A 25013-nucleotide genomic window follows, 5' to 3' on the forward strand; every position below is an offset into this window, starting at 1 on the left:
TCCTTGTCAGGCTGCTCGGCGCTCCCGCGACTCCGCGGGGGCGCCGAGTGCGTAATCGCGGGCTTCGGGGCCACCGAAGGCGTCCAGCACGACCAGCGGATTCCAGAAGTCCCGGAGCAGGGTGATCCGGCATTTCCTGATATACGCCATGGAAAGATAGGTCTGGGTGAACGCGCGCCGGGTCGTGACGGCGACGCCGCGGCTGTGGTACTCGGCGATCACCAGCTCCGGATCCTCCGTGGCGTGGAACGTGGGCGGGGAGAAGCGAGCCTTCGCGTGCTGCCGGATGTACCGCGGATACTCGTGCAGGTCCCGGTGCCCGGCGTAGCGCCACGGGATACCGGGCGGGCAGAAGGCGAGTTCGAGCGCGCCGTCCTCGGCGAACAGCTCCACCCACTCGCGGACGCGCCCGGCCGCGAGAAGCCGGAGGTGCCGGGTGAAGAGCGCTCTGGCGTTCTGGCGGACCTTCTGCGTGCTGCTCATGGCTGCGGTCTTCCTCGCGGGCGCGCCGGGCTCGCCGTCGTGGGGCGGACCCGGCCGGGATGTGCACCAGTGTCCCTGGGCGAGGCACCGGGGGACTACCTCCCGGCTGCGCACCATTTCTGACCGTCCACAAGCGACAGACAAGTGAAGCGCCGGACCGGTCAGTCGGCTGGCCACTCGTAGGACAGTTCGTAACGGTCGGCGGCGAGTACCATGTCGTTCATCTCCACCGGCTTACCGTCCTCGGTGTAAGCAACCCGGGTCACGGTGATGACCGGGACTCCTTCCGCCACTTGCAACAGCGTCGCCTCATCCGGCGTCGGCATCCGAGCGCCGACGTGCTCCACGAACGAGCCGAGCCGATGCCCGGATTCCTCAAGGCGCGCGTACGCGCCGCCGGGTCCGGTGTCGACGTCCTCGATCGCGGTGCCGCGCGTCAGCTCGCGCGGAAGGCGCGACACCGCGAGTTGGACCACCAGCCCGTCGGCTCGCATCACCCGATCTCTCACGGTGATCTCGGCGCCTTCGTCGATGGCGAGATGGGCGGCTGCGCGCTGGTCGGCTTGTTCGAAGCGGATCTTCACGGAGGTGGACGGCGTGAAGCCGCGCGCGGCGGCATCGGCGAGGAACGCGCCACGGTTCCGCTCACGAGCAGCGCGGGAGAGCCTGGTTCTCCGATCGACCATGCATGCCAGTATTGCGCTTGTCAGCTCGCCATGACGAGTTGACAAGTTTGGTGGAAGTCCGGAACAGCGCGAATCGCGGCAAATGCGGGTAGTGCCGCCCGGCTCGCGAGCATACGGTCGAAGCTGTGTCTGATCCTTGGCTGCTCATCGAGGTGCTCGATGGGGAAACCCCTGCGAGCGCTTGGCGTCGCACCTACGCTGACGCCCTGGTCGATGCCGCGATTGCCGATCGGGCTGTCCGGTGGTCGTGGCACCAGCATGATCACGGTGTGGTGTTCGAGATCGCCTTCCGGACTGAAGGTATCCGCGATCAGTTCTGCCGTCGGCGCTCGGTCAAGGTGGCGCTGGATGCCGCACCGGATCAGCAGCGCGGGTTGATCATAATTCCCGGTGGCGGCGACTAACTGCATTCGCAGTGTGCGCGGGGTGGTCAGCTCAGACCATGTCTGGTGCTCCGGAACGAGGGAGGTGAAGCGGGTCCCCGGTGACCTAGCTCCCGGGGCCCTGCTCCCGACCATCCACAAGCGACAGACGTGCTTACCGGCGGGCGAGGAAGTGCTCGACGCCGCTGGGCACGCCGTGGTCCGGCAGGGTCGCGGCGAACCACGCGGCTTCGACGCCGAGGCCCTCGTCGATCGGCAGGTTGATCCCGCGCGTCACCGCGGCGAGGCATGCGCGGACGGCGGCGGGGGAGTGGCGGACGACGCGCGCGGCCAGTTCGCGCGCGGCGGGGAGCAGCTCCTCGTGGGGCACGACGGTGTTGACGATGCCGAGTTCCGCGGCGCGGTCGGCGCCGATCGGGTCGCCGGTGAGGATGAGTTCGAGCCCGTGCTTGCGCCCGACGTGCCGGGGCAGCCGCTGCGTCCCGCCGAAGGGCGGCGGAAAGCCCAGCGTGATCTCGGGTTTCGCGAAGGTGGCGCGTTCACTGGCGATGGCGAGCGGAGCGGCTTCGGTGACTTCGCAGCCGCCGCCGTAGGCCAGTCCGTTGACCGCCACGATGACCGGCTTGGGGAACTCCTCGATGCGCCGGGTGAGCCCCTGTCCCCGGCGCACGATCTCTCGTAGTGCCGCTTCGGCGCCGCGCCCGATGCTGCCCGCGAGATCGCCGATGTCGGCCCCCGCGCTGAACGCCCGGTCCCCGGCGCCGGTCAGGATGACCGCACGGATCGCGGAGTCGGATTCGAGGTCGTCGAGGGTGCGGACGAGGCTGTCGATCGTGGCGTAGTCGAGCGCGTTGAGCTTGGCGGGCCGGTCGATGGTGATCGTGGCGACGGCGTCGTCGAGGTCGAGTGCGATGGTCATGATTTCCTGCCGGGTCAGGGGCGCGGGGCGCCGATCGGGTTCGGGAGGGGGATGACGCCGGTGTCGACGAGGTGGCGGCTCAGCGGCGCGGCCAGCCGGATGACTTCGTCCACACCGGACTCGCCGAGCGTGGCCACCGGATCGGCGGCGAGCCGGTCGGTGGTGTCCTCGACCTGCCTGCGCAGCACGCCGCCGCTCTTGGTGAGCCTGCCGGTGCGGTCGAGCAGCCCGCGCGCCACGAGCCTGCGGCGGCTCTCGTCCCAGTCGGCGTCGCTCCAGCCACGGTTGGGCTGGATGATCTCGCGGGTGACGTTCCCGGTCGCGATGTGCGTCAGCGTCGCGTCGAGGCCACGCAGCCCGGCGTGCACCGCGGCGATGACGTGCCCGTCGCCGCGGTGTTCCCGCAGCACGGTCGCCGCGAGCCAGAGCCTGCCCGTCACACTTTCCGGGCGCCGGACCCGCGACCAGCCCGCCGCGAGCGGACGGCCCTCGTAGCGGCACCCGTCGACGGCCCGTTCGAGGAGTTCGACGAGCCTGTCGCGGTCACCCGGTGGCAGGAGCCGGTCGAGGGCGGCGGTGACGGCGTCGATCCGGCTCGCGAGTACGGCGTCCGGCGCCGCGTACGCCCACGCGTCGGGCAGCGCCCGCTCGACCATGCCCGGCGCGAAACCGAAGAACATCGACGTCACCGGGGCGGCGCCGAGCGGGCCGAGCGGGGCGATCCGGCCGGCGAAGTACCCCATCCACCAGCCGCGGAGGCCGAGCGCCTTGGCGACTTCGGCGGGTTCCGGGGCGAAGTACACGGTCGCGTGCAGGGGTTCGAGCGCTTCCCAGAAGCGCCGGGCGAGGGTCGGGCTGGGGTCCATGCGCTCAGCGTGCCGGTTGCGGCTGCCGCCGAGACAGGGCCAATCTGAGAAAATGGACCAGGATCTGGGGTGGTGGGTGCGTGTCGCGCTCGACGGCTGGGCCGCCCGGCCGGGTCCGCGCTATCGCCGGGTGGCCGAGGGCGTCGCGGCCGCGATCGAACGCGGGCTGCTGTCCGCGGGCGACCGGCTGCCCGCCGAACGGATCCTCGCCGAGGGCCTCGGGCTGAGCCGGGGCACGGTGGTCCGCTGTTTCGACGAACTCGCCGACGCCGGGCTGGTCGAGCGCAGACAGGGCGCGGGAACCTACGTCCGCGCGCGCCCGGCGTGGACCCAGACGCCGAAGCAGAGCCCGGCTTCCGCGCTGCTGCAACGAAGACTGGACGAGGACCGCGAGACGATCGACCTTTCGCTGTCCGTCCCCGCCGGCACCGAACACCTGCCCGAGGTCGCCGCCGCCGACCCGGCGGAGTGGCGGGGCCACGGCCTGCACCCGGCGGGACTGCCGGTGCTCCGGGCCGCGCTGGCCGCGCACCTGACCCGGCGGCTCGGCCTGCCCACCACCGCCGATCAGCTCATCGTGACGTCGGGGGCGCAACACGCGCTGACGCTCGTGGCCGCCGCGGCGGTTTCCCCGGACCGGACCGTCATCACCGCGTGCCCCACTTATCCCGGGCTCGCCGGGGCGCTCGCGGGCCGGGGCGGCAGGCTGCTCGGCGTTGGCGTGGACTCGCTCGGGATCGACGTCAACGCGGTGCGCCGCGCGGCGGGCCGCCTCGCCGCCCCGGTGATCTACGTCGATCCGGGTGGGCACAATCCGACCGGCGCGGTGCTCGCGCGGTCGCGGCGCGAGCCGTTGCTCGCCGCGGCCCGTTCCAGTGATGGTCTCCTCGTCGAGGATCTCGCCCAAGCGGGTCTCACCCTGGACGAGGACGCCGAACCGGTGCCGCCGCTCGCCGCGTCCGACGACTCCGTGGTCGCGATCGGCTCGCTGTCGAAGATGTTCTGGGCGGGTCTGCGGATCGGCTGGATCCGCGCACCCGCGGCGTTGCGCGGGCACCTGCTGCGCCTGCGTTCGGCCAACGACCTCGCGCCGGGCGTCCCGGGACAGTTGTTCGCCGCCCGGTTGCTGGAGGCCGTCGACGACGCTTGGCACGGACAGTTGCGCGCCGCGCTGGCGGCACGCCGGGATCTGCTGGTGAACGCGATCCGGCAGCGGCTGCCCGCCTGGGCGGTCGAGCCACCGGCGGCGGGACTGTCGCTGTACGCGCGATTGCCGTTGGCGGACAGCGAAACCTACGCGCACCGGGCGGCCCGGTACGGCGTGCTGGTCACCCCGGGCGCCGCGTGCTGCGTCGACCGGCGGCACTTCGCCGGTGTCCGGCTTTCGCTCGCGGAATCCCCGCACACCCTCGAGACCGCGGTGGACCGCCTCGCCGTGGCCTGGGAGGACCACAGCCGCGACGTCGCCGCCACCCGCCCGCCGTCCTAGCACGCCGGCTCGCGTACCCAGCGAGTCGGCTCGCGTACCCGGACGGTCGGTTCACCGTCCGACTCTCGGGGTACGCCGACCGACTGTCCCGGTACGCGAGCCGACGCGGGCCGAGGGGCGATAATGCCGGAATGGCGGACATGACCGCGTGGCGCGTGGACCGGCCGGGGCCGATGGCGTCCGGGCCGCTGGTGCGGACCCGCGAGCCCGTCCCCGTGCCGGGCGAGGGCGAACTGCTGGTGCGGGTCCTGGCCAGCGGCGTCTGCCGGACGGATCTGCACGTGGCCGAGGGTGACCTGCCCGTGCACCGCCAGGGCGTCGTACCGGGACACGAGGTCGTGGGCCAGGTGGTGCATGCTTCGGCGGGCTTCGCGGTGGGGGACCGGGTCGGCGTGGCGTGGCTGCGGGGAACCTGTGGTACCTGCCGGTTTTGCCTGCGGGGCGCGGAAAACCTGTGCCCGGACTCGGTGTACACCGGTTGGGACGCCGACGGCGGATACGCCGAGTACTGCGTGGTGCCCGCCGCGTACGCACATCGGCTGCCCGACGGGTATTTCGACGTCGAACTCGCCCCGCTGCTGTGCGCGGGCATCATCGGCTACCGGGCGCTGGAACGTGCCGGGCTGCCCGAAGGCGGGCGGCTCGGGATCTACGGCTTCGGCGGGAGCGCGCACCTCGCCGCGCAGGTGGCGCTCGCCCGCGGCGCGCGGGTGCACGTCATGACGCGCAGTCCTCGCGCGCAGGACCTCGCCCGCGATCTCGGCGTGGCCTCGGCACAAGGCGCGGCGGACACTCCGCCCGAACCACTGGACGCGGCGATCCTGTTCGCCCCGGCCGGTGACCTCGTGCCGCCCGCGCTCGCGGCGCTCGATCGCGGGGGAGTGCTGTCGATCGCCGGGATCCACCTTTCGGACATCCCGCGGCTCGACTACCAGCGGCATCTGTTCCAGGAGCGGGAAATCCGCAGTGTCACGGCCAATACGCGGCAGGACGCGCGGGACTTCCTGCGCTTCGCCGCCGGGCACCGGCTGCGGGTCAGCACGACGCCGTATCCGCTCGCGCATGCCGACCGGGCGCTAGCGGATCTCGCCGGTGGCCGGGTCACCGGTGCGGCGGTGCTCGTGTTGTGACGTCAGGTGTTCCGGTCGTGGCGCCCCGCGATCAGCTCCTGGACCCAGATCTTCGCCTTGACCACCGGGATGCGCAGCCGCTGTTCGCGCCACAGCGCGCGTTTCGCCTTCGCGCCCGACGCGGGATAACGCCAACGCGCCCACGGCGAGTTCGGCCGCGCGAGCCGCACCGCCCCGACGAATAGCAGGACCGGCACGAACAGGCCGATGAGCCCGCTCCAGATCTTGCCCTTCAGCAGGGTCACGATGGCCAGCCCGAGGTCACCGGCGATGACCAGCGTCCTGGTCAGGTTGCCCTCTTCGGGGCCGATCTCGACGAAGATGTCCACCACGCCCGGCCGGAACCCGAGCAGCAGCAGCCCGGCCAGCGCGATCGCGACGAACACGGCGTCGACCGAGACCCGGCCCTTCTCCGACCAGTAGACGTCCTTGAGGTGCAGGATCAGCGCGAACTCGTCGAGCACCAGCGCCGAGCCGACGCCGAACAGCCCCGCCATGACCGCGCGCCAGACCGTCGATTCGTCCGGGATCGCGTACCCGGCGACGCCGCCGATCAGCATGAAGACGACCCCGAACACGACATGGTGCAGGTGCAGGCCGCCCGGGGTGATGTTCTTCGGCCACCACCGCACGTTCGCGCGGATGAGCCGGACCGAGAGCCGGATGAACCCGAACGCCAGCACCATGCTGACGAAGAAGCAGAGCAGCTGGAGCCGGTGGGAATCGACGATGGTGTGCTGGAACCAGGTGCCCGCGGCGCTCGATTCGGCCGGGGTGCGGGCGGTGATCCGGAGGGCGGCGCTGTCCACACACCACGGTAGACCGGGCGGCTCCGCCGGTGCCAACCCGCCCCGCACCCCGCTCGATCAGTCCGGAGTGGACGGTCCGGCGCGCCGTCAGAACTCGAAGACGAGACGGCCGCGCAGCCCGCCACGTTCGAAGGCCCGATGGGCCTCGGCGGCTTCCTCCGGCCGATAGGTCCGTGCCACGCGGAGCCGCAGCACGCCTTGTTCGGCCAGGTCACGGAGCCGCTCGAGGGCGGCGGTGGACCGGACGTCGTCGCTCACCCGGACCCGGTGCACGGTGATCCCGCGTTCCGGCTCACCCTCGAACGGCCGGACCACGGCCAGTACCCCGCCGTCGCGGATCGCGGGCAGGATCGACGGCCCGATCAGCGCCGCGTCGACCACCCCGTCCACGCCGCCGGGCACCACCTCGCGGATGCGCGCCGCCAGGTCGTCCCCGCGTGCGACGACCTCGTCCGCGCCGAACTCGCGTACGAGCGGTTCGTCGGCGGGGGCGGCCACCGCGATCACCCGGAGGCCCGCCTCCTTGGCCAACGGGATCACGTACCCGCCGACCGCTCCGGCGGCCCCGGTCACCGCGACGGTCCGTCCCGGCGCCGGTTTCAGCACGTCGACCGCCTGGCGTGCGGTGAGCGCGTTCATCAACAGCGTCGACGCCGCCACATCGTCCACTTCGGACGGTGCGCGGACGACCGATTCGGCCGGTACCACCACGTACTCCGCGTAGCTGCCGCGACGTTCGCCTATCGGGACAACGACGGCGATGACTCGCTCCCCGAGCGCGATCGGCGTCGTGACTCCTTCGCCGATCTCGTCGAGTACTCCCGCGACGTCCATGCCCGGCACGTACGGCGGCGCGAACTCGAACCGCTCGGCGAGTCCGCCCTCGCGCAGCACGATGTCGGCGGGATTGACCGCCGCGGCCCGCACCCGGACGCGGACCTCGCCCGGACCGGCATGCGGCTCCGGGAGGTCGAGTACCCGCAACACCTCTGGCCCGCCGTAGCGCGTGACCGCGATTGCCTTCATTCGTCCCCAGCTTTCGTCGGCGTTCGTCTTCAACGACGACAACGGAGGCGTCCCGGCTATTCCGCTCGCGGGCGGACCGCGTCTACGACGAGGTCGAGAAGCCGTCGTATCTGCTCCGGCGTGTTGGTGGCTGACGTGGAGAGGAACACGCCGAGCAGCATGGCCGTGACGTCGTCGGGTTCGGCGTCCGCGCGGAAAACGCCGGTGCGCACCCCGGCCGCGAGGATCTTCCCGATCGCCCCGGTGATGCGTTCCCGGGTCGTCGGCGTCGGCGGGCCGGACAAGCCCCAGCCGGTGCGGAGCGTCGCGATCATCCCGCGCTTGGCCGCGCTGAACTCGGCGTACCGGTCCATCCACGCGCGGAGGGCGTCTTCGGGCGGGTGCTGGTCGAGCAGTGCGGAGGCGCTCGTGACGACGTCGTCGAGTTCGGCGGCGTACACGGCTTCGACGAGGGCTTCGCGAGTGGGGAAGTGGCGGTAGAGCGTGCCGATCCCGACACCGGCGTCGCGGGCGATGCCCTCCAGCGGAACGGAGTCGTCGGCCGCGGTGAAGGCGGCACGGGCGACTGCGATGAGCTTCTCGCGGTTGCGCCGCGCGTCGGCGCGGACGGGCCGGCCGGCGTCCGGCGGTTCGGGCGGAGTCAAAGCGGAGGTACCTCCGGTTGTGTTACCGTCGACTGAGCGGAGGGTCCTCCGCTTTGGTCATTCTCGCACGAAGGACGGAGCGTCCATGTCTTCTTCCCCCGAGGTCACCGCGACTGGCGCCGCACGCCCCGGTGGCGCGGGCCTGCTGAGCGGCCACGTCGTCTCCCGCGTCGGCTACGGCGCGATGCAGCTCGAACGCCTGCGCGGCGACCGCGCGGCCGCCGTCGCGCTCCTGCGCCGCGCGGTCGAACTCGGCGTCGATCACGTCGACACCGCCGAGTTCTACGGCGACGGCCTGGTCAACGGGCTCATCCGGGAGGCGATCCGCCCCGAGGACGGCGTCGTGGTCGTGAGCAAGGTCGGTGCCGATCCCCACCCCGGCGGGCCCATTCCGTTGCGTCCCGCCCAGCGGCCCGAACAGCTTCGAGCCAGTGTCGAGGCGAACCTCGCAAGCCTTGGCGTGGACCGGATCCCGGTCGTCAACCTGCGCCGTCTCGACACCAGGCCGGGGCTGCTCGCCGAGGGCGACCAGGTCGTCGACGTCGACGACCAGCTCGCCGTGCTGACGGCGCTGCGGGACGAGGGCAAGATCGGCGCGATCGGGCTGAGCGCGGTGACCCTCGACGTGCTGCGTCGCGCGCTTCCGGCGAGCATCGCCTGCGTGCAGAACTGTTACAGCCTGGTCACGCGTGAGGACGAGGAGATGCTGCGGCTGTGTGTCGCCGAGGGAATCGCGTGGGTGCCGTTCTTCCCGCTCGGCGGCGCGTTCCCCGGCGTCCCGAAGGTGACTGACGAGCTCGCGGTTCTCGCCACGGCGCGGTCTCTCGACGTCACTGCCGCCCAGATCGGACTCGCCTGGCTGCTGCACCACGCCCCGAACGTGCTCCTCATCCCGGGCACGGCGGACGCCGGTCACCTCGAGGCGAACCTCGCGGCGGGTGCGATCCGGTTCGACGACGCCACGCTCGCATCGCTGGACGTCGTCCCGTCGCGCTCGTCGGACGTGCTGCTCGGCTGACCCTCGTGTCCTCAGTGGACGGCCGTGCGACGATGGGACGATGTCCGAGCGACCAGGAATTCCCGCCGAGGATCCGTTCGGCGGCCGGGAACCGACGAGTCATGAGCGGCAGGCGGGTCAGCCCTGGGACGCCTCGTATCACGACGGCCCGGCGCCCTGGGACGTCGGCGAGCCGCAACCGGCGATCGTGCGCCTGGCCGCCGAAGGGGTCTTCACCGGCGCGGTTCTCGACGCGGGCTGCGGCACTGGCGAAAACGCCCTGCACATCGCCTCCCTCGGCTTGCCGGTTCTGGGCGTCGACGTGGCCGAAACCGCGCTGGCGATCGCCCGGGAGAAGGCCGGGGCCCGCGGTCTCGGGGCCGAGTTCGTGGCGGCCGACGCCTTCCGGTTGGACCGGCTGGGCCGGGTGTTCGGGACAGTGCTGGACTGCGGCCTCTTCCACGCCTGCGACGCCGGCGAGCGGCGGGACTACGTGGCGAGCCTGGCGTCGGTGACCGAGCCCGGTGCGACCCTGTATGTGCTGTGCTTCAGCGACGCCGGCCCGGCCGAGAGCCGCGGCCCGCATCCCGTCGGCAGGGAAGAGCTGACAGCGGCGTTCGGCGGGGACGCCGGTTGGCGCGTCACGACGATCGAGCCGGAGCGGATCAAGACACGGTTCGATCCGGACGGCCCACCGGCCTGGCTGGCGAGGATCGAGCGAATCTAGCTAAGCCACGATCGCCAGCCACGTCGTCGCGGCCGTCGTCAGTTCGGCGTCGCCGCGCAGTTCGGCACGACGCCGTGCTTCGGCGACCGTGATGCCCCGGGTGGCGAGCCGCCATGCCGTGTCCTGGTCCATGACCACGGTCGCGGCGGGCTCGCCGTCGTTCGTCTCGGCCAGCCGCCACGCGGTGTCGTCGCGCAGGCATACCCACCGGCCGCCCGCAGGCCCGGTGATCTCGACCAGGACCGTGGTGCCCGCCTGCCGGTCCTGATCGCGCAGCGCGTGGGGAAGCGCGTGCGCGAACGCGGCGAGGACGGGGTGCAGCAGCGCGGGCTCGTCGGCACCGGGGCGGGACACGGCGTCGCGGATCTGCTGCTGGTGCACCCAGAACTCCGTGTAGTCACGGGCGATGTCGAGCCAGGCCGGGCTCTCGCCGGGGCCCGCCCACGACACGTCGAGCTGGGCCGGGCCGGTGAGGTCGGTGTCCGCCCAGACGGCGTCGAGCTGCGGGCCGAGATGGGCGAGCAGATCGATCATCGTCCGCGGGCTGCACTGCCGCGCGGCGCGGACGAATTCCTCGTTGGTGCGGGCCAGATACGCGGGCAGTGTCTCGTCGTCGGCGAACACCGCGCCGGGGTGGCCGTCGCGGCTGCCGGAGATGCGCCGCAGGTAGTCGTTGAGGATGTGCGCGGTGACGTCGTGCACGTCCCAGCCGGGACACACGGTCGGCTTCGCCCAGTCGGCCGCGTCGAGCGAGGCCAGCAGGCCGAGCAGCGCCTGCCGTTCGAGCGGGTACAGCGGCCGGGTGTCCAGAACGGTCATGATCACAGTGAACCGGCCGGGCCGGATCGGCGCCATTCGTTTTCCGCCTGCGTCCATTGTGGACGCTAAGGCCGGGCGGCCGGGAAGATCCGGTCGAGGTGGTAGCCGATCACGTGCCGGACCTCCTCGGCACTCCGCCGTTCGTGCAGGATGTCGATCCCCAGCCCGATGACGCCGGACACCAGCAGATCCGCCTCGTAGCCGGGGTCGAGCCCGCGATCGGCCAGTCCGCTCCGTTGCCCCTGCCGGACGAGTTCGGTGACGAGGTCCTCCAGCGGATGCTGGTTGTGCAGGAACACCGCCGCCAGCGCGGGATCGGTGAGGCTGCGGGCGAAGTAGGCGCTGAGGACGCGCAACGCTGTCCGGCGTTGTTCGTCCAGGGGCAGGAACTCGTCGAGGACGGCGGCCAGCAGGGCACGCGGGCCGAGCGGCTCGGTGCCGACCCGTTCGCCGCCGCGGGCGTTGTTCTCTTCGTGCAGCATTTCCAGCGCCGACACGAGAAGCTGGTGTTTGCTCTCGAAGTGGTACTGGACAACGCGGAGGGAAACGCCTGCCTCGGCGGCGATCTCGCGCATGCTCGCCGCTTCCAGTCCTCGTTCGGCGGCGATGCGCCACACCGCTTCGGCGATCTGACGCCGCCGGGGCGAGTGGGTGGCCCGTTCCGGCGGCTCCGGGACGGGTGGGTTCTTGCGCTGCCGGTACGCCTTGGCCTGGCAGGCGCGGGAGCAGTACGTGGGCGGCCTGCCGCGCTCCGCCGCCGGCAGCGGGGTCCGGCACACCGGGCAGCGCTGCCGCTTTTCGTCACGTGAAGATCGGGAATTCGTGACGGAAATTGTGTGACGTAAAGGCACTTGCACCTGCTTCTACTCCGGAATTCGCGCTATCCGGATGATACGTTCGTAACGTAGTGATCGACAACAGGGGAGCGGGCGAAATGGACGAGGGCTGGTACCGGCTCGGCATGGTGGTGGTGGGTCTCGCCGGATTCTGGGAAGGCGTGATGGCGATCGTCTTCCGGCTGTTCACCGACAAGGAGCCGTCGGTGATGTCGGCGGCCAACTACCTGCCCGCGCCGTGGTGTTACGTGGTGGCGGGCGTCATCGCGGCCGTCGCGTTCGCGATCGTCGCGGCGCTGGACTCCGGGCACAAGAAGGCGTTGGCGCGCAAGGGTTCCCGGGACAGCAGCCAGGCCTGACCGGCGGCGCTGTCCCGGCGCCGATCTTCGTGGTTGACTGGCGGCGGTGTTCCCTGCGGGAGGAGAACGACAGTGCCGTCGCCGACGTCGCCGCGCAGTGCCCAGTGGTTTGCCGCGGAAGGGCGCAACGGGTTCATCCACCGGTCCTGGATGCGCAATCAGGGTTTCGCCGACGACGTCTTCGACGGCCGGCCGGTGATCGGCATCGCGAACAGCTGGTCCGAGCTGACCCCGTGCAACGCCCATCTGCGCGAACTGGCCGAAGCGGTCAAACGCGGGGTGTGGGAGGCGGGCGGGCTGCCGCTCGAATTCCCCACGATGTCGCTCGGCGAGCCGCTGATGCGGCCCACCACGATGTTGTTCCGGAACCTGATGGCGATGGAGGTCGAGGAGACCATCCGGGCCAACCCGCTCGACGGCGTCGTGCTGCTTTCCGGCTGTGACAAGACGACGCCCGCCCAGCTCATGGGCGCCGCGAGCGTCGGCCTGCCGACGATCATGCTGACCGGCGGCCCGATGCTGAACGGGAAGTTCCACGGCGCGGACATCGGGTCGGGCACCGACGTCTGGCGCTTCCACGAGGAGGCGCGGGCAGGCCGGATGAGCGGTGCCGACCTCGCCGAGGCCGAGTCGTGCATGTCTCGCAGCCGGGGACACTGCATGACGATGGGGACCGCGTCGACGATGGCGTGCCTCGCCGAGGCGCTGGGCATGCAGCTCACCGGCGCCGCGGCCATCCCGGCGGTCGACTCCCGCCGGTTCGCGCTCGCCCAGGCCACCGGACGCCGCGCGGTCGGGCTCGTGACCGAGGACCTCCGCCCGGCCGCGATCCTGACGCGCGCGGCGTTCGAGAACGCGATCCGGGTGAACGCGGCGCTGGGCGGTTCGACCAACGCCGTCGTGCACCTGCTCGCGCTGGCACGGCGGCTCGGCGTCGAACTCACTCTCGACGACTTCGACGCGCTCGCCCGCGACGTCCCGGTGCTCGTCGACCTGATGCCGTCCGGCCGTTTCCTGATGGAGGATTTCGCTTACGCGGGCGGGCTTCCGGCCGTGCTCGACCGGCTGCGGGACCTGCTGCACGCCGACGCGCCGACCGTGACCGGGCGCAGTCTCGGCGAGAACGTCGAAGGCGCGCGCTGCTGGAACGACGAGGTCATCCGGACCCGGGAGGAACCGTTCCGGCCCGCCGGGTCCGGCACGGTGGTCCTGCGCGGCAGCCTTTGCCCGCGCGGCGCGGTGCTCAAGGTCTCCGCCGCGTCCCCGCGGCTGCTCCGGCATCGCGGGCAGGCGCTGGTGTTCGACCGCATCGAGGACTACGTCGCGGTGTGCGAGGACCCGGACCTGCCGGTGGACGGCACCACCGTGCTGGTGGTCCGTAACGCGGGCCCGCGTGGCTACCCGGGTTTCCCCGAGGTCGGGAACATGCCGATGCCGCGGGTGCTGCTCGAGGCCGGGATCGACGACATGGTCCGGATTTCCGACGCGCGGATGAGCGGCACCGGCTACGGCACCTGCGTGCTGCACACCGCGCCCGAAGCGGCGATCGGCGGACCGCTGGCGCTGGTCCGGACCGGTGACTGGATCTCCCTCGACGCCGGGGCGCGCAGGCTGGATCTCGAAGTCGGCGATGAGGAACTCGCGCGGCGGCGCGCGGAATGGGAGCCTCCGCCGCCCGCCGCCGAACGCGGCTGGGTCCGGCTCTACCTCGACCACGTGCAGCAGGCCGACGAGGGCGCGGACCTGGACTTTCTGGCCGGGAGCAGCGGGGACGCCGTCGGCCGTCACTCGCACTGAGCAGTCGCGACGGCTGTGGACAGGGCACTGGCCCGGGTGCTATAACCAGACGACTTCATACTGTATACAACATTCAGTGCAGGACCTCCGTGGAGGGGAAGTGATGGCCATGTCCCAGCCCCCGGTTCGCGAACTCCTCGACGTCTACGGGCGGCGGTACCGGATCGGCGAGAGCGATCGTGCCCTGCTCGGCCGGTCGCGGATCTGGATGGGCTGGCTGGCCGCCGCCGCGATGTTCGCCGCCGGGGTTCAGCAATACGGCTTCGGCGCCATCGCCCCGGTGCTGACGCGGGCCCACGGCTGGACGTTCACCGAGGTGATCCTGGCGTTCGGGCTGTGGGCGGTGTGCCAGTCGAGCGTGGCGTTCCCGGTGGCGTGGCTGCGGGACCGGCAGATGGTGAGCCCTGCCGCGGCGGTCGTCCTCGGCGGCGTGCTGTGCGCCGCCGGACTCGTCACGCTTGGCCACGCGAGCAGTCTGGCCGCGCTGTTCCTCGGCTATTCCGTGGCGGGCGGGATCGGCACCGGCCTGGTCTACGCGACCTGTGTCGGCGCGGTGCTGCGGTGGTTCCCCGAGCGCACCGCCGCGCGGGTCGGCGTGGTCAGCGGCGCCTTCGCCTTCGGGAGCGTGCCGTTCGTCCTGATCGCCGGATACGTGCTCTCGGTGGACAGCCGCGCAGTGCTGCTCGACGTGACCGCGGCGCTGGTGCTGATGGTGATCACCGGCTCCGGTCTGCTGCTGCGCTACCCGCCGGAACACTGGTGGCCGGAGCGGCCGGACCCGCGGGAGTGGGCGCTGGACAAGGCGCACAACCGGAGTGTCACGGCGAATCGCCCGGCACTCCGGCACTTCCGGCCGGGCGAGGTGCTTCGCTGCCGGAAGGCGCTCCCGCTTTATCTCACCGTCGCGCTCGCCGCCGCCGTCCTGCTGTTCGACCTCGGTTACCTCGCGACGTTCGTCGCCGCGCGGGGCGGCGGCCCGGTACTGGCCGCGTTCGCCCTCGCCGTCCTCGCGCTGGTCACCGGTGGCGGCCGGGTGCTACTGGGCTGGCTCTCGGACCGGCTGGGCAGGCGGCGCATCCTCCGGCTCGCGCTCGCGACGGGCGGTGTGGCGCAGTTCGTGTTGTTCTACTCCGGGGAACACCGTGGCGCGGCGGGACTTCTGGCCGGTGTGGCGCTCGCCGGGCTCGGCAACGGGTGCTGCTACACGCTGCTGGTCGGCCTGGTCCGGGAGTACTTCGGAGAAGAATCCGCTTTGCAGAACTTCGGGGTGCTGTACGCCGCGAAGGCCGTCGGCGCGGTGCTCGGGATCGGGCTCGCCGCGTTCGTGGTGACCTCGCACGGCTACTTCGGCGCGTTCGCCGCTGCGGGAATCCTGAGCCTGGCCGGCGCGGTGCTCACCGGACGCGTCGCGCAGCCCGGACGTCCGAAGTCGTTGCTGCCCGCCGCGTGACGAGAATGCCGGACGTGCTCGTTGTCCGGTACTCTGCGGGGTCCACTGTGGACAGTGGGAACACCTGCTCGCGACCGGAGCGTCCCGCCCCGACCCGCCGGCGGGCGAGGTGCCCGGTGCGGGGACCGGGCACCTCGCCGGTTTCGGTCAGGAAGCGTCCGGCAGGTGGATACCGGCGACGTGGACGTCCACCGCCGCGACATCCAGGCCGAGGAACTCTTCGACGGCTTCGATCACGCTGATCCGGATCCGCTCGGCCAGCGTCTTGACCGCGTGCCCGAACTCGACCACCACGCGGACCGCGATCGTGGCCACCTCACCGTCGAGCCCGGCCGATACGCCTTCGGCGGCGAGCTCGTGCACGCCCTCGGTCTTGCGGGTCAGCATGGTGACGAGCTGGGCCACGACGTCGTCGCCGACGGTCGTGCTGCCGCGAACTCCCGCGGCGGGCCGGGTCTCGGGGGTGTCCGGCTCCACGTCCGCTTCGCCGGTTTCCTCTTCGACCGCCTCGGAAGTGGCAGCCACCGGCGCGTCGTCGGATTCGGTTTCCTCTTCGCCTTCCTCCGTGGTCGCGTCGTCCTCGTCTGCGTCCGTGGTCGCTTCGTCGGAGTCCTCGTCGGTGGTCTCCTCCTCGACGAAGGCCTCGTCGTCTTCGGGCTCGTCGTCTTCGGTGTCGTCGTCAGTGTCGTCGTCCTCAGCGTCGCCGTTCCCAGGCTCTGTTTCGCCGGGCTCGGTGACGGTGTCCTCGGCCGGAGCGGCCTCGGCCGCCTCGTCCTCGTCGGCGGTCGAGGTGGCGACCTCCTCGGTCTCGGCGGCGCCGTCGGCCGGGACCACCGGCTCGGCCTCGATCACCGGGCTGTCAACGGTTTCCGGGGTGGTGGCGGGCTGATCGGCGGCGGAAGTGACACCGTACTCACCGGATGTCTCGTTCTTGGAGCGGCCGAAGATGCTGTTGATGACGTCGGACATGGGGTCCCCTTTTCGGGAGCGACGACTTGGGAGGAGGCGAGCAGCGGGCGCCATGATAGGGGTAGGTCCATGATCCGGATCGCGTGCCCCGGGGTTTGAAATCTTCTTGTGTCCCAACGAATACTCCGGCCGAGACCCGGGCTCCGGACGGTTCGGCGCACCTCGGCCGTCGCCGAGCCTTCGCGAGATGTTCGCCCTGGATTCACCAGGCGCCCCGGCGACGCGCCGTCAGCCGAGCCCGCGGAGGACGGCGGCGACGACGGGGGAGACGTCGCCGCCGGGGCGGGCCAGCTGCACGCGCCAATTCGGCGCGTGCTCCGCGAAGCGGCGCACCACGAGATCGGGGAACCACGCGGCGATCGACTCGGGCAGGACGCATCCGCCGAGACCGTGCCTGACCAGCTCGGCCGCCGCGGTGAGGTCGTCGACCTCGACGGTCACCGCGCGGTCCAGCAGCGCGGCGCGGAAGGCGTGATCGACCGACTCGCGGATCGCCCAGCCGGGCGGGAAGTCCACAAGGGACAGACCGGCCGCCTCGCCGAGGGTCACCGGGCCGGGTTGCGGCGGGCTCGCCGCCGGCGACGTCACCAGCACCATGTCCTCGTCGGCGAGCAGCCGGGTGACCAGGCCGTACCGCTGCCGCTTGTCCAGTACCGCGATCGCGAGGTCCACAGTGGACTCCCGAATCGCCTGGCAGAGCTCCCCGGCCGGTGCCTGCCGGACGCGGACGTCGATGCCGGGGTGGTGGCGGCGCAGTCCGGCGAGGGCGCGGTGGAGCCGGGAGCCGAGGCCCGGCATCGTGCCGATCGTGGCTTCGCCCCGTAGCCGCCAGCGGCTGAGATCGACGGTCGCCCGCGCCTCGTCGGCGGCCCGCAGCGCCGCGCGAGCCGCGGGGAGGAAGGCTTCTCCGGCGGGCGTGAGCGCGACCCGGTGGGTGGTGCGCTCGAACAGCGGAGTCCCGAGGTCCCGTTCGAGCGCCCGGACCGTGGTGGACACGGTGGACTGGACGGTGCGCAGCCGCTGCGCCGCGGCGGTGAATCCGCCTTCCTCGGCGACGGCGACGGCGATCTCCATCTGCCGCAGATCCATGCGTCACCCGGCGAGGATTTCCCGTGCCAGGGCGGCGGTTTCGCTGGGGGTGCGGCCCACGCGGATGCCGGCCGCTTCGAGCGCAGCCTGCTTCGCCGCGGCCGTCCCGGACGAACCGGAGACGATCGCGCCCGCGTGGCCCATGGTCTTCCCCTCGGGCGCGGTGAATCCGGCGACGTAGCCGACTACGGGTTTGGTGACGTGCTCGGCAACGTACGCGGCGGCGCGCTCCTCGGCGTCGCCGCCGATTTCGCCGATGAGCACGATCAGCTCGGTCTCGGGGTCCTGTTCGAAGGCCTCCAGCGCGTCGATGTGCGTGGTGCCGATGACCGGGTCGCCGCCGATGCCGACGCAGGTCGAGAACCCGATACCGGACAGCTCGTGCATGAGCTGATAGGTCAGCGTGCCCGATTTCGAGACCAGGCCGATCCGGCCGGGGCCGGTGATGTCGGCGGGGATGATGCCCGCGTTCGACTTGCCGGGGGAGATCACGCCGGGGCAGTTCGGGCCGATGATGCGAGTCTGGCCGCCCTTCGCGGTCGCCTGGGCCCAGAAGGCCGCGGCGTCGTGGACCGGGACGCCTTCGGTGATGACGACCGCGAGCGGGATTCCGGCGTCGACAGCTTCGATCACCGCGTCCTTGACGAACGGCGGCGGAACGAACAACACCGCGACGTCGGCGCCCGCCTTGTCGACCGATTCGCCGATCGAGCCGAACACCGGGAGCGAGAGGTCGCCGATCTCGGCGCGCTGTCCCGCCTTGCGCGGGTTGACCCCGCCGACGACCGTGCTGCCCGCGGCGAGCATCCGGCCGGTGTGCTTGGTGCCTTCGGCGCCGGTCATCCCGGACACCACGATCCGGCTGGTCTTGTCGAGGAAGATCGCCATGCCTCACACCTCCGCGTTCGCCGCGGCGGGGACGGCCGCGAGTTTCGCCGCTTCGCGGGCGGCGTTGTCCATCGTGCCGACCACGGTGATCAGGGGATGCGCCGCGGCGGCGAGGATCCGCCTGCCCTCGGCGACGTTGTTGCCGTCCAGCCGGACGACGAGCGGCTTGGCCGCCTCGCCGCCCAGGATCTCCAGCGCCCGCACGATCCCGGACGCCACCGCGTCGCAGGCGGTGATGCCGCCGAAGACGTTGACGAACACGCTGCGCACGTCCGGGTCCCCGAGGATCACGCCGAGCCCGGCGGCCATCACCTCGGCCGACGCGCCGCCGCCGATGTCGAGGAAGTCGGCCGGCCCGATGGCCCCGGCCTCGGCGGCCGCCGCCGCGACGACGTCCAAAGTGGACATGACGAGCCCGGCGCCGTTGCCGATGACGCCGATGTCGCCGTCCAGCTTGACGTAGTTGAGCCCCTTTTCCCGCGCCTGCCGTTCGAGCGGATCGCCCGCGGCGGGATCGGCCAGCTCCGCGTGGCCGGGATGCCGGAAGGTGGCGTTGTCGTCGAGCGTGATCTTGCCGTCCAGCGCGACGATCCTCCCGTCGCGGGTGCGGGCGAGCGGGTTCACCTCGACCAGCGTGGCGTCTTCGGTGGCGAAGACCGCCCACAGCCGGACGAGCACGTCTGCGGCCTGCGCGGCGATCTCTGCCGGAAAGCGGGCCGCCGCGACGATCTCGGCGGCCTCGGCATGGCCGACACCGGTGCGCGGATCGACCGGGATCTTCGCCAGCGCCCCGGGTTTCGTGGCGGCGACCTCTTCGATCTCCATTCCGCCCTCGACCGAGGCCATCGCGAGAAACGTGCGTTCGGCGCGATCGAGGAGGAACGAGACGTAGTACTCCTCCGCGATCTCGCTCGCCTCGGTGACGAGGACCTTGTGGACGGTGTGGCCCTTGATGTCCATGCCGAGGATGTCGTCGGCGAGCTGCTCCGCGTCGTCGGCCGTAGTGGCCGGTTTCACCCCGCCCGCCTTGCCGCGCCCGCCGGTCTTGACCTGAGCCTTGACCACGACCGGCCCGCCGATCGCCGCGGCGGCGCGCCGGGCCTGGCCGGGGCTGACGGCGACCTCGCCGCGGGGGACCGGCACGGAATGCCGGGCGAAGAGTTCGCGCGCCTGATGCTCGAACAGATCCATGGGGGAAGTCCTTCCTGCGGGGCCGTCCGGCACCCGCGGTGGCCGTGGTCCGGGCACGGCGGACCGGCTCGTCGCGCTCCGGGCTCCGGGGCTTAACCCCGGTGAATCACCGCTGGACAGCGAGCCGTTCGGAGAGTCAGTATATGGCTACCTCATACGGTATGCAATCTACAGTCTGCCGTGAAGGTGGCCCTGACCTCGGAGGACTCGCCCGGGGCGGGCAGGGAGACCGACAGCGAGCGCACGGATCAGAGAGGTCCGGCGTGAGACAAGAGGAGCGGACATGGCGCCAGCAACGACCGGAACGACGGCGGGCGAAGGGGCGGCGCGGACCACGCCGAGCGGAGGCAGCGGCGGCGAGCAGGCACCGGAGACGATCTCCGGCGGGCACCTGGTGGCGAAGGCGCTCAAGGCGGAGGGCGTGGACACGATCTTCACCCTGTGCGGCGGGCACATCATCGACATCTACGACGGCTGTGTCGACGAGGGCATCGAGGTCATCGACGTCCGGCACGAGCAGGTCGCGGCACACGCCGCGGACGGGTACGCGCGGATCACCGGCCGTCCGGGGTGCGCGGTCGTCACGGCCGGTCCCGGTACGACCGACGCGGTGACCGGGGTCGCGAACGCGTTGCGGGCGGAGAGCCCGATGCTGCTGATCGGCGGCCAGGGCGCGCTGACCCAGCACAAGATGGGGTCGCTGCAGGACCTGCCCCACGTGGACATGATGACGCCGATCACGAAGTTCGCCGCCACCGTGCCGCACACGGCCCGCGCGGCCGACCTGGTCTCGATGGCGTTCCGCGAATGCTTCCACGGCGCGCCCGGACCGTCCTTTCTGGAGATTCCCCGCGACGTGCTGGACGCGTCGGTGCCGCTGGACCAGGCGCGGATTCCCACCGCGGGCCACTACCGAGCGTCCACGCGCAACGCCGGAGACCCCGCCGACGTCGAGAAGCTCGCGGACCTGCTGGTGAACGCGAAGAAGCCCGCGATCCTGCTCGGCAGCCAGGTCTGGAGCACCCGGGCCACCGAGCAGGCGACCGACCTGGTGCGCACGCTCAACATCCCGGCGTACATGAACGGCGCCGGCCGCGGCACGCTGCCGCCGGGCGATCCGCACCACTTCCAGCTCTCCCGCCGCTACGCCTTCACCGAAGCCGACGTCATCGTCATCGTCGGAACGCCGTTCGACTTCCGGATGGGTTACGGCAAGCGGCTTTCCCCCGACGCGACCGTGGTGCAGATCGACCTGGACTACCGGACCGTCGGCAAGAACCGCGACATCGACCTGGGCATCGTCGGCGACGCCGGGCAGGTGCTGGCCGCCGTCGCCGAGGCCGCTTCGCGCCGGGACAACGGCGCGGTGTCGCGCAAGCCGTGGCTCGAAGAGCTGCGGGCCGTGGAGGAAAAGGCGTACCAGAAGCGCCTGCCGCTGCAGCACTCCGACGCCAACCCGATCCACCCGTACCGGCTGGTGCACGAGATCAACGAGTTCCTCACCGAGGACTCGATCTACATCGGCGACGGCGGCGACATCGTCACCTTCTCCGGGCAGGTCGTGCAGCCGAAGTCGCCGGGCCACTGGATGGACCCCGGTCCACTGGGGACACTCGGCGTCGGGATCCCGTTCGTGCTGGCGGCCAAGCACGCCCGCCCGGACAAGGAGGTCGTGGCGCTCTTCGGCGACGGCGCGTTCAGCCTCACCGGCTGGGACTTCGAGACGCTGGTGCGGTTCGACCTGCCGTTCGTCGGCATCGTCGGCAACAACTCGTCGATGAACCAGATCCGCTACGGCCAGGCCGCGAAGTACGGCCTGCCTCGCGAGCGTGTCGGCAACACGCTCGGTGACGTCCGCTACGACGAGTTCGCGCGGATGCTCGGCGGTTACGGCGAAGAAGTCCGTGACCCCCAGGACATCGCCCCGGCGCTGCGGCGGGCGCGGGAGTCCGGGAAGCCCTCGCTGATCAACGTCTGGGTCGATCCCGACGTGTACGCGCCCGGAACCATGAACCAGACGATGTACAAGTGACCCGGCTCGCGAGTGGAGGAAATCCCATGGGAAAAGCACTTGAGGGTATTCGTGTCCTGGACATGACGCATGTGCAGTCGGGTCCGTCGGCGACGCAGATGCTGGCCTGGCTCGGCGCGGACGTCATCAAACTGGAAACCCCCGGCCGGGGCGACATCACCCGCGGCCAGCTGCGTGATCTGCCCGGAGTGGACAGTCTCTACTTCACGATGCTCAACGGCAACAAGCGCAGCATCACGCTCAACATGAAGAGCGAGCAGGGCAAGAAGCTGTTCAGCGAGCTGGTGTCCCAAGTGGACGTCCTGGTGGAGAACTTCGGCCCCGGCGTCGTGGACCGGTTCGGCTTCTCGTGGGAGCGGCTGGAGGAGCTCAACCCGCGGCTGGTCTACGCCTCGATCAAGGGGTTCGGGCCCGGCCGGTACGCCGATTTCAAGGCCTACGAGGTGATCGCGCAGGCGATGGGCGGCGCGATGAGCACCACCGGGTTCGAGGAGGGCCCGCCGACCGCGACCGGCGCGCAGATCGGCGATTCGGGGACCGGGATGCACCTGGTGGCGGGCATCCTCGCCGCGCTGTACCAGCGCACCCGCACCGGGCGCGGGCAGCGCGTCCAGGTCGCCATGCAGGACGCCGTGCTGAACCTGTGCCGGGTCAAGCTGCGCGACCAGCAGCGGCTCGCGCACGGGCCGCTCAACGAGTACCCGAACGAGAACTTCGGCGACGAGGTGCCGCGGTCGGGCAACGCCTCGGGCGGCGGGCAGCCGGGCTGGGCGGTGCGCTGCGCGCCCGGCGGGCCGAACGACTACATCTACGTCATCATCCAGCCGGTCGGGTGGAAGCCGATCACCGAGCTGATCGGCAAACCGGAACTGGCCGAGGACCCGGAATGGGCGACGCCGGAGGCCCGGCTGTCCAAACTGGACAAGGCGTTCGCGCTGATCGAGGACTGGACCTCGCGGCACTCCAAGTGGGAAGTGATGGAGAAGCTCAACGCCTGCAACGTCCCGTGCGGCCCGATCCTGTCCACCAGGGAACTGGCCGAGGACGAGACCCTGGCCGAGCTCGGCACCGTCGTGGAGGTCCCGCATCCGGAACGCGGCACCTACAAGACCGTCGGCTGCCCGCTGAAGCTGTCCGACTCGCCGGTCGAGATCGGCCGTTCCCCGTTGCTGGGCGAGCACAACGACCAGATCCTCGGCGAACTCGGCTACAGCCCCGAACAACTCGAAGAACTCCGTACCGCAGGCGTGATCTAAAGGAGACTGGCAGATGGCAAGCGGTAAGGACCGCGCCGCGGTCGAGAAGATCCTCGAAGCCGTAGCGGCGGAAGGGCGCACGTCGCTGACGGCGCCCGAAGGCAGGCAGGTCTGCGAGGCCTACGGCATCCCGACCCCGCAGGAACGGCTCGCGGCGAGCGCGGACGAAGCCGTCGCGCAGGCACGGGAAATCGGCCTGCCGGTCGTGCTCAAGATCGTGTCGCCGGACATCCTGCACAAGACCGACGCCGGCGGTGTGCTCGTCGGCCTCGACACCGCCGAGAAGGTGGCCGAGGGCTACGCGCGGATCATCGCGAACGCCAAGGCATACCGGGCGGACGCGCGGATCGCCGGCGTCCAGGTACAGCAGATGCTCATCACCGGGCAGGAGGTGATCATCGGCTCGGTCACCGATCCGACGTTCGGCAAGGTCGTCGCGTTCGGCTTGGGCGGCGTACTGGTCGAAGTGCTCAAGGACGTCACGTTCCGGCTCGCGCCGACCTCGGCCGGGGAAGCGCTTTCGATGATCGACGGGATCGCGGCGGCCGAGGTGCTGCGGGGTGTGCGCGCTGCGGAGCCAGTCGACCGCGACGCGCTCGCCGGGGTGATCCGCGCTCTCGGCGAGCTGGTCACCGACTTCCCGCAACTGGCCGAGGTCGACCTGAACCCGGTGCTGGCCACACCGGACGGGGCCACCGCGGTGGACGTCCGGATCCTGGTCGACCCGGACGCGGCGAAGGAGCCGCTGCGGTTCTCGCAGGAGGAGATCCTCTCCGCGATGAACCGCATCATGAAGCCGACGTCGATCGCGGTGATCGGGGCGTCCGCCGAGACCGGGAAGATCGGCAACTCGGTGATGAAGAACCTGGTCGACGGCGGCTACGCGGGGGAGATCTTCCCGATCAACCCCAAGGCTCCGGAGATCCTGGATCGCAAGGCCTACCCGAGCATCGCCGACGTACCGTCCGATGTGGACGTAGCGGTGTTCGCCATCCCGGCCAGGTTCGTGCCCGCCGCGCTGGAAGAGGCCGGGCGCAAGGGGGTCGCCGGGGCGATCCTGATCCCGTCCGGGTTCGGCGAGACCGGCAACATCGAACTGCAGAACGAGGTACTGGCGATCGCGCGCAAGCACGGTGTGCGCGTCCTCGGCCCGAACATCTACGGCTACTACTACACACCGGAGAATCTGTCCGCGACGTTCTGCACGCCCTATGACGTCAAGGGCGGTGTCGCACTTTCCTCGCAGAGCGGCGGAATCGGGATGGCGATCCTCGGGTTCAGCCGGTCGGCGAAGATGGGCGTGTCGTCGATCGTCGGCGTGGGCAACAAAGCCGACATCGACGAGGACGATCTGCTGACCTTCTTCGAGCACGACGAGAACACCGAGCTCATCGCGATGCACCTCGAAGACCTCAAGGACGGCCGGTCGTTCGCGGAGACGGCCAAGCGGGTCTCGGCGCGGAAGCCGGTCGTGGTGCTCAAGGCGGGCCGGACCTCGCAGGGCGCCAAGGCCGCCAGCTCGCACACCGGCGCGCTCGCCGGGAACGACAAGGTCTACGACGACATCCTGCGCCAGAGCGGGGTGATCCGCGCACCGGGCCTGAACGACATGCTGGAGTACGCGCGGGGTATCCCGCTGCTGCCGGCACCGAAGGGCGAAAACGTCGTCATCATCACCGGCGCCGGCGGGTCGGGCGTGCTGCTCTCGGACGCCTGCGTGGACAACGGGCTGAAGCTGATGGAGATCCCGTCCGATCTGGACACGGCGTTCCGGAAGTTCATCCCGCCCTTCGGCGCGGCGGGGAACCCGGTGGACATCACCGGTGGTGAGCCACCGTCGACCTACCGCAACACCATCGCGCTGGGACTCGGGGACGAGCGGATCCACGCGCTGATCCTCGGCTACTGGCACACCATCGTCACGCCGCCGATGGTGTTCGCGAAGCTGGTGTCCGAAGTGGTCGCGGAGTTCCGCGAGAGGGGCATCGAAAAGCCCGTCGTCGCCTCGCTTTCCGGCGACGTCGAAGTCGAAGAGGCCAGCGATTACCTATACCAGCACGGGGTCGTGGCCTACCCGTACACCACCGAAAAGCCGGTGGCGGTGCTCGGCGCGAAGTACCGCTGGGCTCGTTCGGCCGGGTTGCTCGGCTGAGTGCGCAGTCGTGGGG

At 71.0% G+C, this 25013-nt stretch carries 23 protein-coding genes and 1 pseudogene; 11 read left to right on the forward strand and 13 right to left on the reverse strand.

Annotation, left to right across the window (positions count from 1 at the left end; all coding sequences use genetic code 11):
• Nucleotides 1-6: 6 nt before the first annotated feature.
• Nucleotides 7-483: a nuclear transport factor 2 family protein gene (locus ACFWX1_RS00485; RefSeq protein ID WP_378382651.1), complete on the reverse strand. Its 477-nt coding sequence runs from the start codon at nucleotides 481-483 to the stop codon at nucleotides 7-9.
• Nucleotides 484-644: 161 nt separating this feature from the next.
• A pseudogene (locus tag ACFWX1_RS00490) lies at nucleotides 645-1157 on the reverse strand (GntR family transcriptional regulator); the annotation flags it as partial.
• Nucleotides 1158-1294: 137 nt separating this feature from the next.
• On the opposite strand from ACFWX1_RS00490, the gene ACFWX1_RS00495 reads away from it, so the two are divergent.
• Nucleotides 1295-1573 (forward strand): hypothetical protein, encoded by a 279-nt coding sequence (locus ACFWX1_RS00495; protein WP_378382652.1) that lies wholly within the window; start codon nucleotides 1295-1297, stop codon nucleotides 1571-1573.
• Between the two features lie 133 nt (nucleotides 1574-1706).
• On the opposite strand, the gene ACFWX1_RS00500 is transcribed toward ACFWX1_RS00495, so the two are convergent.
• Nucleotides 1707-2471 carry a crotonase/enoyl-CoA hydratase family protein gene (locus ACFWX1_RS00500; RefSeq protein WP_378382653.1) on the reverse strand — a complete coding sequence of 255 codons (765 nt, stop codon included), beginning with the start codon at nucleotides 2469-2471 and terminating at the stop codon, nucleotides 1707-1709.
• Between the two features lie 14 nt (nucleotides 2472-2485).
• A complete protein-coding gene (locus ACFWX1_RS00505; protein WP_378382654.1) occupies nucleotides 2486-3337 on the reverse strand; it encodes a hypothetical protein in 852 nt (283 codons plus the stop codon).
• Nucleotides 3338-3389: 52 nt separating this feature from the next.
• Between ACFWX1_RS00505 and ACFWX1_RS00510 the strand changes: the two genes are divergently transcribed.
• Both ACFWX1_RS00510 and ACFWX1_RS00515 read left to right on the forward strand, forming a co-directional pair.
• A complete protein-coding gene (locus ACFWX1_RS00510) occupies nucleotides 3390-4826 on the forward strand; it encodes a PLP-dependent aminotransferase family protein (RefSeq protein WP_378382655.1) in 1437 nt (478 codons plus the stop codon).
• A gap of 140 nt (nucleotides 4827-4966) precedes the next feature.
• A complete protein-coding gene (locus ACFWX1_RS00515; protein ID WP_378382741.1) occupies nucleotides 4967-5956 on the forward strand; it encodes a zinc-binding alcohol dehydrogenase family protein in 990 nt (329 codons plus the stop codon).
• Between the two features lie 2 nt (nucleotides 5957-5958).
• On the opposite strand, the gene ACFWX1_RS00520 is transcribed toward ACFWX1_RS00515, so the two are convergent.
• The 3 genes from ACFWX1_RS00520 to ACFWX1_RS00530 all read right to left on the reverse strand — a co-directional run bounded on the left by ACFWX1_RS00520 (nucleotide 5959) and on the right by ACFWX1_RS00530 (nucleotide 8435).
• Entirely contained in the window at nucleotides 5959-6765 is an 807-nt protein-coding gene (locus tag ACFWX1_RS00520; protein ID WP_378325358.1) for a hypothetical protein, read from the reverse strand.
• Between the two features lie 87 nt (nucleotides 6766-6852).
• Nucleotides 6853-7791, reverse strand: a complete 939-nt coding sequence (locus ACFWX1_RS00525; RefSeq protein WP_378382656.1) for an NADP-dependent oxidoreductase — start codon at nucleotides 7789-7791, stop codon at nucleotides 6853-6855.
• Nucleotides 7792-7847: 56 nt separating this feature from the next.
• Nucleotides 7848-8435, reverse strand: a complete 588-nt coding sequence (locus ACFWX1_RS00530; RefSeq protein ID WP_378382657.1) for a TetR/AcrR family transcriptional regulator — start codon at nucleotides 8433-8435, stop codon at nucleotides 7848-7850.
• Between the two features lie 85 nt (nucleotides 8436-8520).
• Here ACFWX1_RS00530 and ACFWX1_RS00535 point away from each other — a divergent pair, with 85 nt between their 5' ends.
• On the forward strand, nucleotides 8521-9453 hold the full coding sequence (locus ACFWX1_RS00535) for an aldo/keto reductase (protein ID WP_378382658.1): 933 nt from the start codon (nucleotides 8521-8523) through the stop codon (nucleotides 9451-9453).
• A gap of 40 nt (nucleotides 9454-9493) precedes the next feature.
• Nucleotides 9494-10159, forward strand: a complete 666-nt coding sequence (locus ACFWX1_RS00540; RefSeq protein ID WP_378382659.1) for a class I SAM-dependent methyltransferase — start codon at nucleotides 9494-9496, stop codon at nucleotides 10157-10159.
• Here the strand turns inward: ACFWX1_RS00540 and ACFWX1_RS00545 are convergent, their stop codons facing one another.
• Both ACFWX1_RS00545 and ACFWX1_RS00550 read right to left on the reverse strand, forming a co-directional pair.
• Nucleotides 10160-10978 (reverse strand): maleylpyruvate isomerase family mycothiol-dependent enzyme, encoded by an 819-nt coding sequence (locus ACFWX1_RS00545; RefSeq protein WP_378382660.1) that lies wholly within the window; start codon nucleotides 10976-10978, stop codon nucleotides 10160-10162.
• A 65-nt stretch (nucleotides 10979-11043) separates the two neighbouring features.
• Nucleotides 11044-11757 (reverse strand): TetR/AcrR family transcriptional regulator, encoded by a 714-nt coding sequence (locus ACFWX1_RS00550; protein ID WP_378382661.1) that lies wholly within the window; start codon nucleotides 11755-11757, stop codon nucleotides 11044-11046.
• Between the two features lie 128 nt (nucleotides 11758-11885).
• On the opposite strand from ACFWX1_RS00550, the gene ACFWX1_RS00555 reads away from it, so the two are divergent.
• The 3 genes from ACFWX1_RS00555 to ACFWX1_RS00565 all read left to right on the forward strand — a co-directional run bounded on the left by ACFWX1_RS00555 (nucleotide 11886) and on the right by ACFWX1_RS00565 (nucleotide 15420).
• Nucleotides 11886-12173 carry a hypothetical protein gene (locus tag ACFWX1_RS00555; protein WP_378382662.1) on the forward strand — a complete coding sequence of 96 codons (288 nt, stop codon included), beginning with the start codon at nucleotides 11886-11888 and terminating at the stop codon, nucleotides 12171-12173.
• A gap of 72 nt (nucleotides 12174-12245) precedes the next feature.
• On the forward strand, nucleotides 12246-13970 hold the full coding sequence (locus tag ACFWX1_RS00560; RefSeq protein WP_378382663.1) for an IlvD/Edd family dehydratase: 1725 nt from the start codon (nucleotides 12246-12248) through the stop codon (nucleotides 13968-13970).
• Nucleotides 13971-14073: 103 nt separating this feature from the next.
• Nucleotides 14074-15420, forward strand: a complete 1347-nt coding sequence (locus ACFWX1_RS00565) for an OFA family MFS transporter (RefSeq protein ID WP_378382664.1) — start codon at nucleotides 14074-14076, stop codon at nucleotides 15418-15420.
• 147 nt (nucleotides 15421-15567) lie between these two features.
• Here ACFWX1_RS00565 and ACFWX1_RS00570 read toward each other — a convergent pair whose 3' ends face one another.
• The 4 genes from ACFWX1_RS00570 to sucC form a co-directional block, all read right to left on the reverse strand.
• Nucleotides 15568-16389, reverse strand: a complete 822-nt coding sequence (locus ACFWX1_RS00570; protein ID WP_378382665.1) for an Asp23/Gls24 family envelope stress response protein — start codon at nucleotides 16387-16389, stop codon at nucleotides 15568-15570.
• Nucleotides 16390-16617: 228 nt separating this feature from the next.
• On the reverse strand, nucleotides 16618-17478 hold the full coding sequence (locus ACFWX1_RS00575; protein WP_378382666.1) for a LysR family transcriptional regulator: 861 nt from the start codon (nucleotides 17476-17478) through the stop codon (nucleotides 16618-16620).
• A 3-nt stretch (nucleotides 17479-17481) separates the two neighbouring features.
• Nucleotides 17482-18366, reverse strand: a complete 885-nt coding sequence (sucD, locus tag ACFWX1_RS00580) for a succinate--CoA ligase subunit alpha (protein WP_378382667.1) — start codon at nucleotides 18364-18366, stop codon at nucleotides 17482-17484.
• A 3-nt stretch (nucleotides 18367-18369) separates the two neighbouring features.
• Complete coding sequence (gene sucC, locus ACFWX1_RS00585; RefSeq protein WP_378382668.1) at nucleotides 18370-19557, reverse strand: ADP-forming succinate--CoA ligase subunit beta; 1188 nt, start codon at nucleotides 19555-19557, stop codon at nucleotides 18370-18372.
• Between the two features lie 283 nt (nucleotides 19558-19840).
• Here sucC and ACFWX1_RS00590 point away from each other — a divergent pair, with 283 nt between their 5' ends.
• The 3 genes from ACFWX1_RS00590 to ACFWX1_RS00600 are packed head-to-tail and all read left to right on the forward strand — an operon-like array spanning nucleotide 19841 to nucleotide 24997.
• On the forward strand, nucleotides 19841-21589 hold the full coding sequence (locus ACFWX1_RS00590; RefSeq protein ID WP_378382669.1) for a thiamine pyrophosphate-binding protein: 1749 nt from the start codon (nucleotides 19841-19843) through the stop codon (nucleotides 21587-21589).
• Between the two features lie 26 nt (nucleotides 21590-21615).
• Complete coding sequence (frc, locus tag ACFWX1_RS00595) at nucleotides 21616-22845, forward strand: formyl-CoA transferase (RefSeq protein ID WP_378382670.1); 1230 nt, start codon at nucleotides 21616-21618, stop codon at nucleotides 22843-22845.
• Between the two features lie 13 nt (nucleotides 22846-22858).
• Nucleotides 22859-24997: an acetate--CoA ligase family protein gene (locus ACFWX1_RS00600; RefSeq protein WP_378382671.1), complete on the forward strand. Its 2139-nt coding sequence runs from the start codon at nucleotides 22859-22861 to the stop codon at nucleotides 24995-24997.
• Nucleotides 24998-25013 lie beyond the last annotated feature (16 nt).

It is taken from the genome of Amycolatopsis sp. NPDC059021 (genome assembly GCF_042739895.1).
Classification (GTDB): Bacteria; Actinomycetota; Actinomycetes; order Mycobacteriales; family Pseudonocardiaceae; genus Amycolatopsis.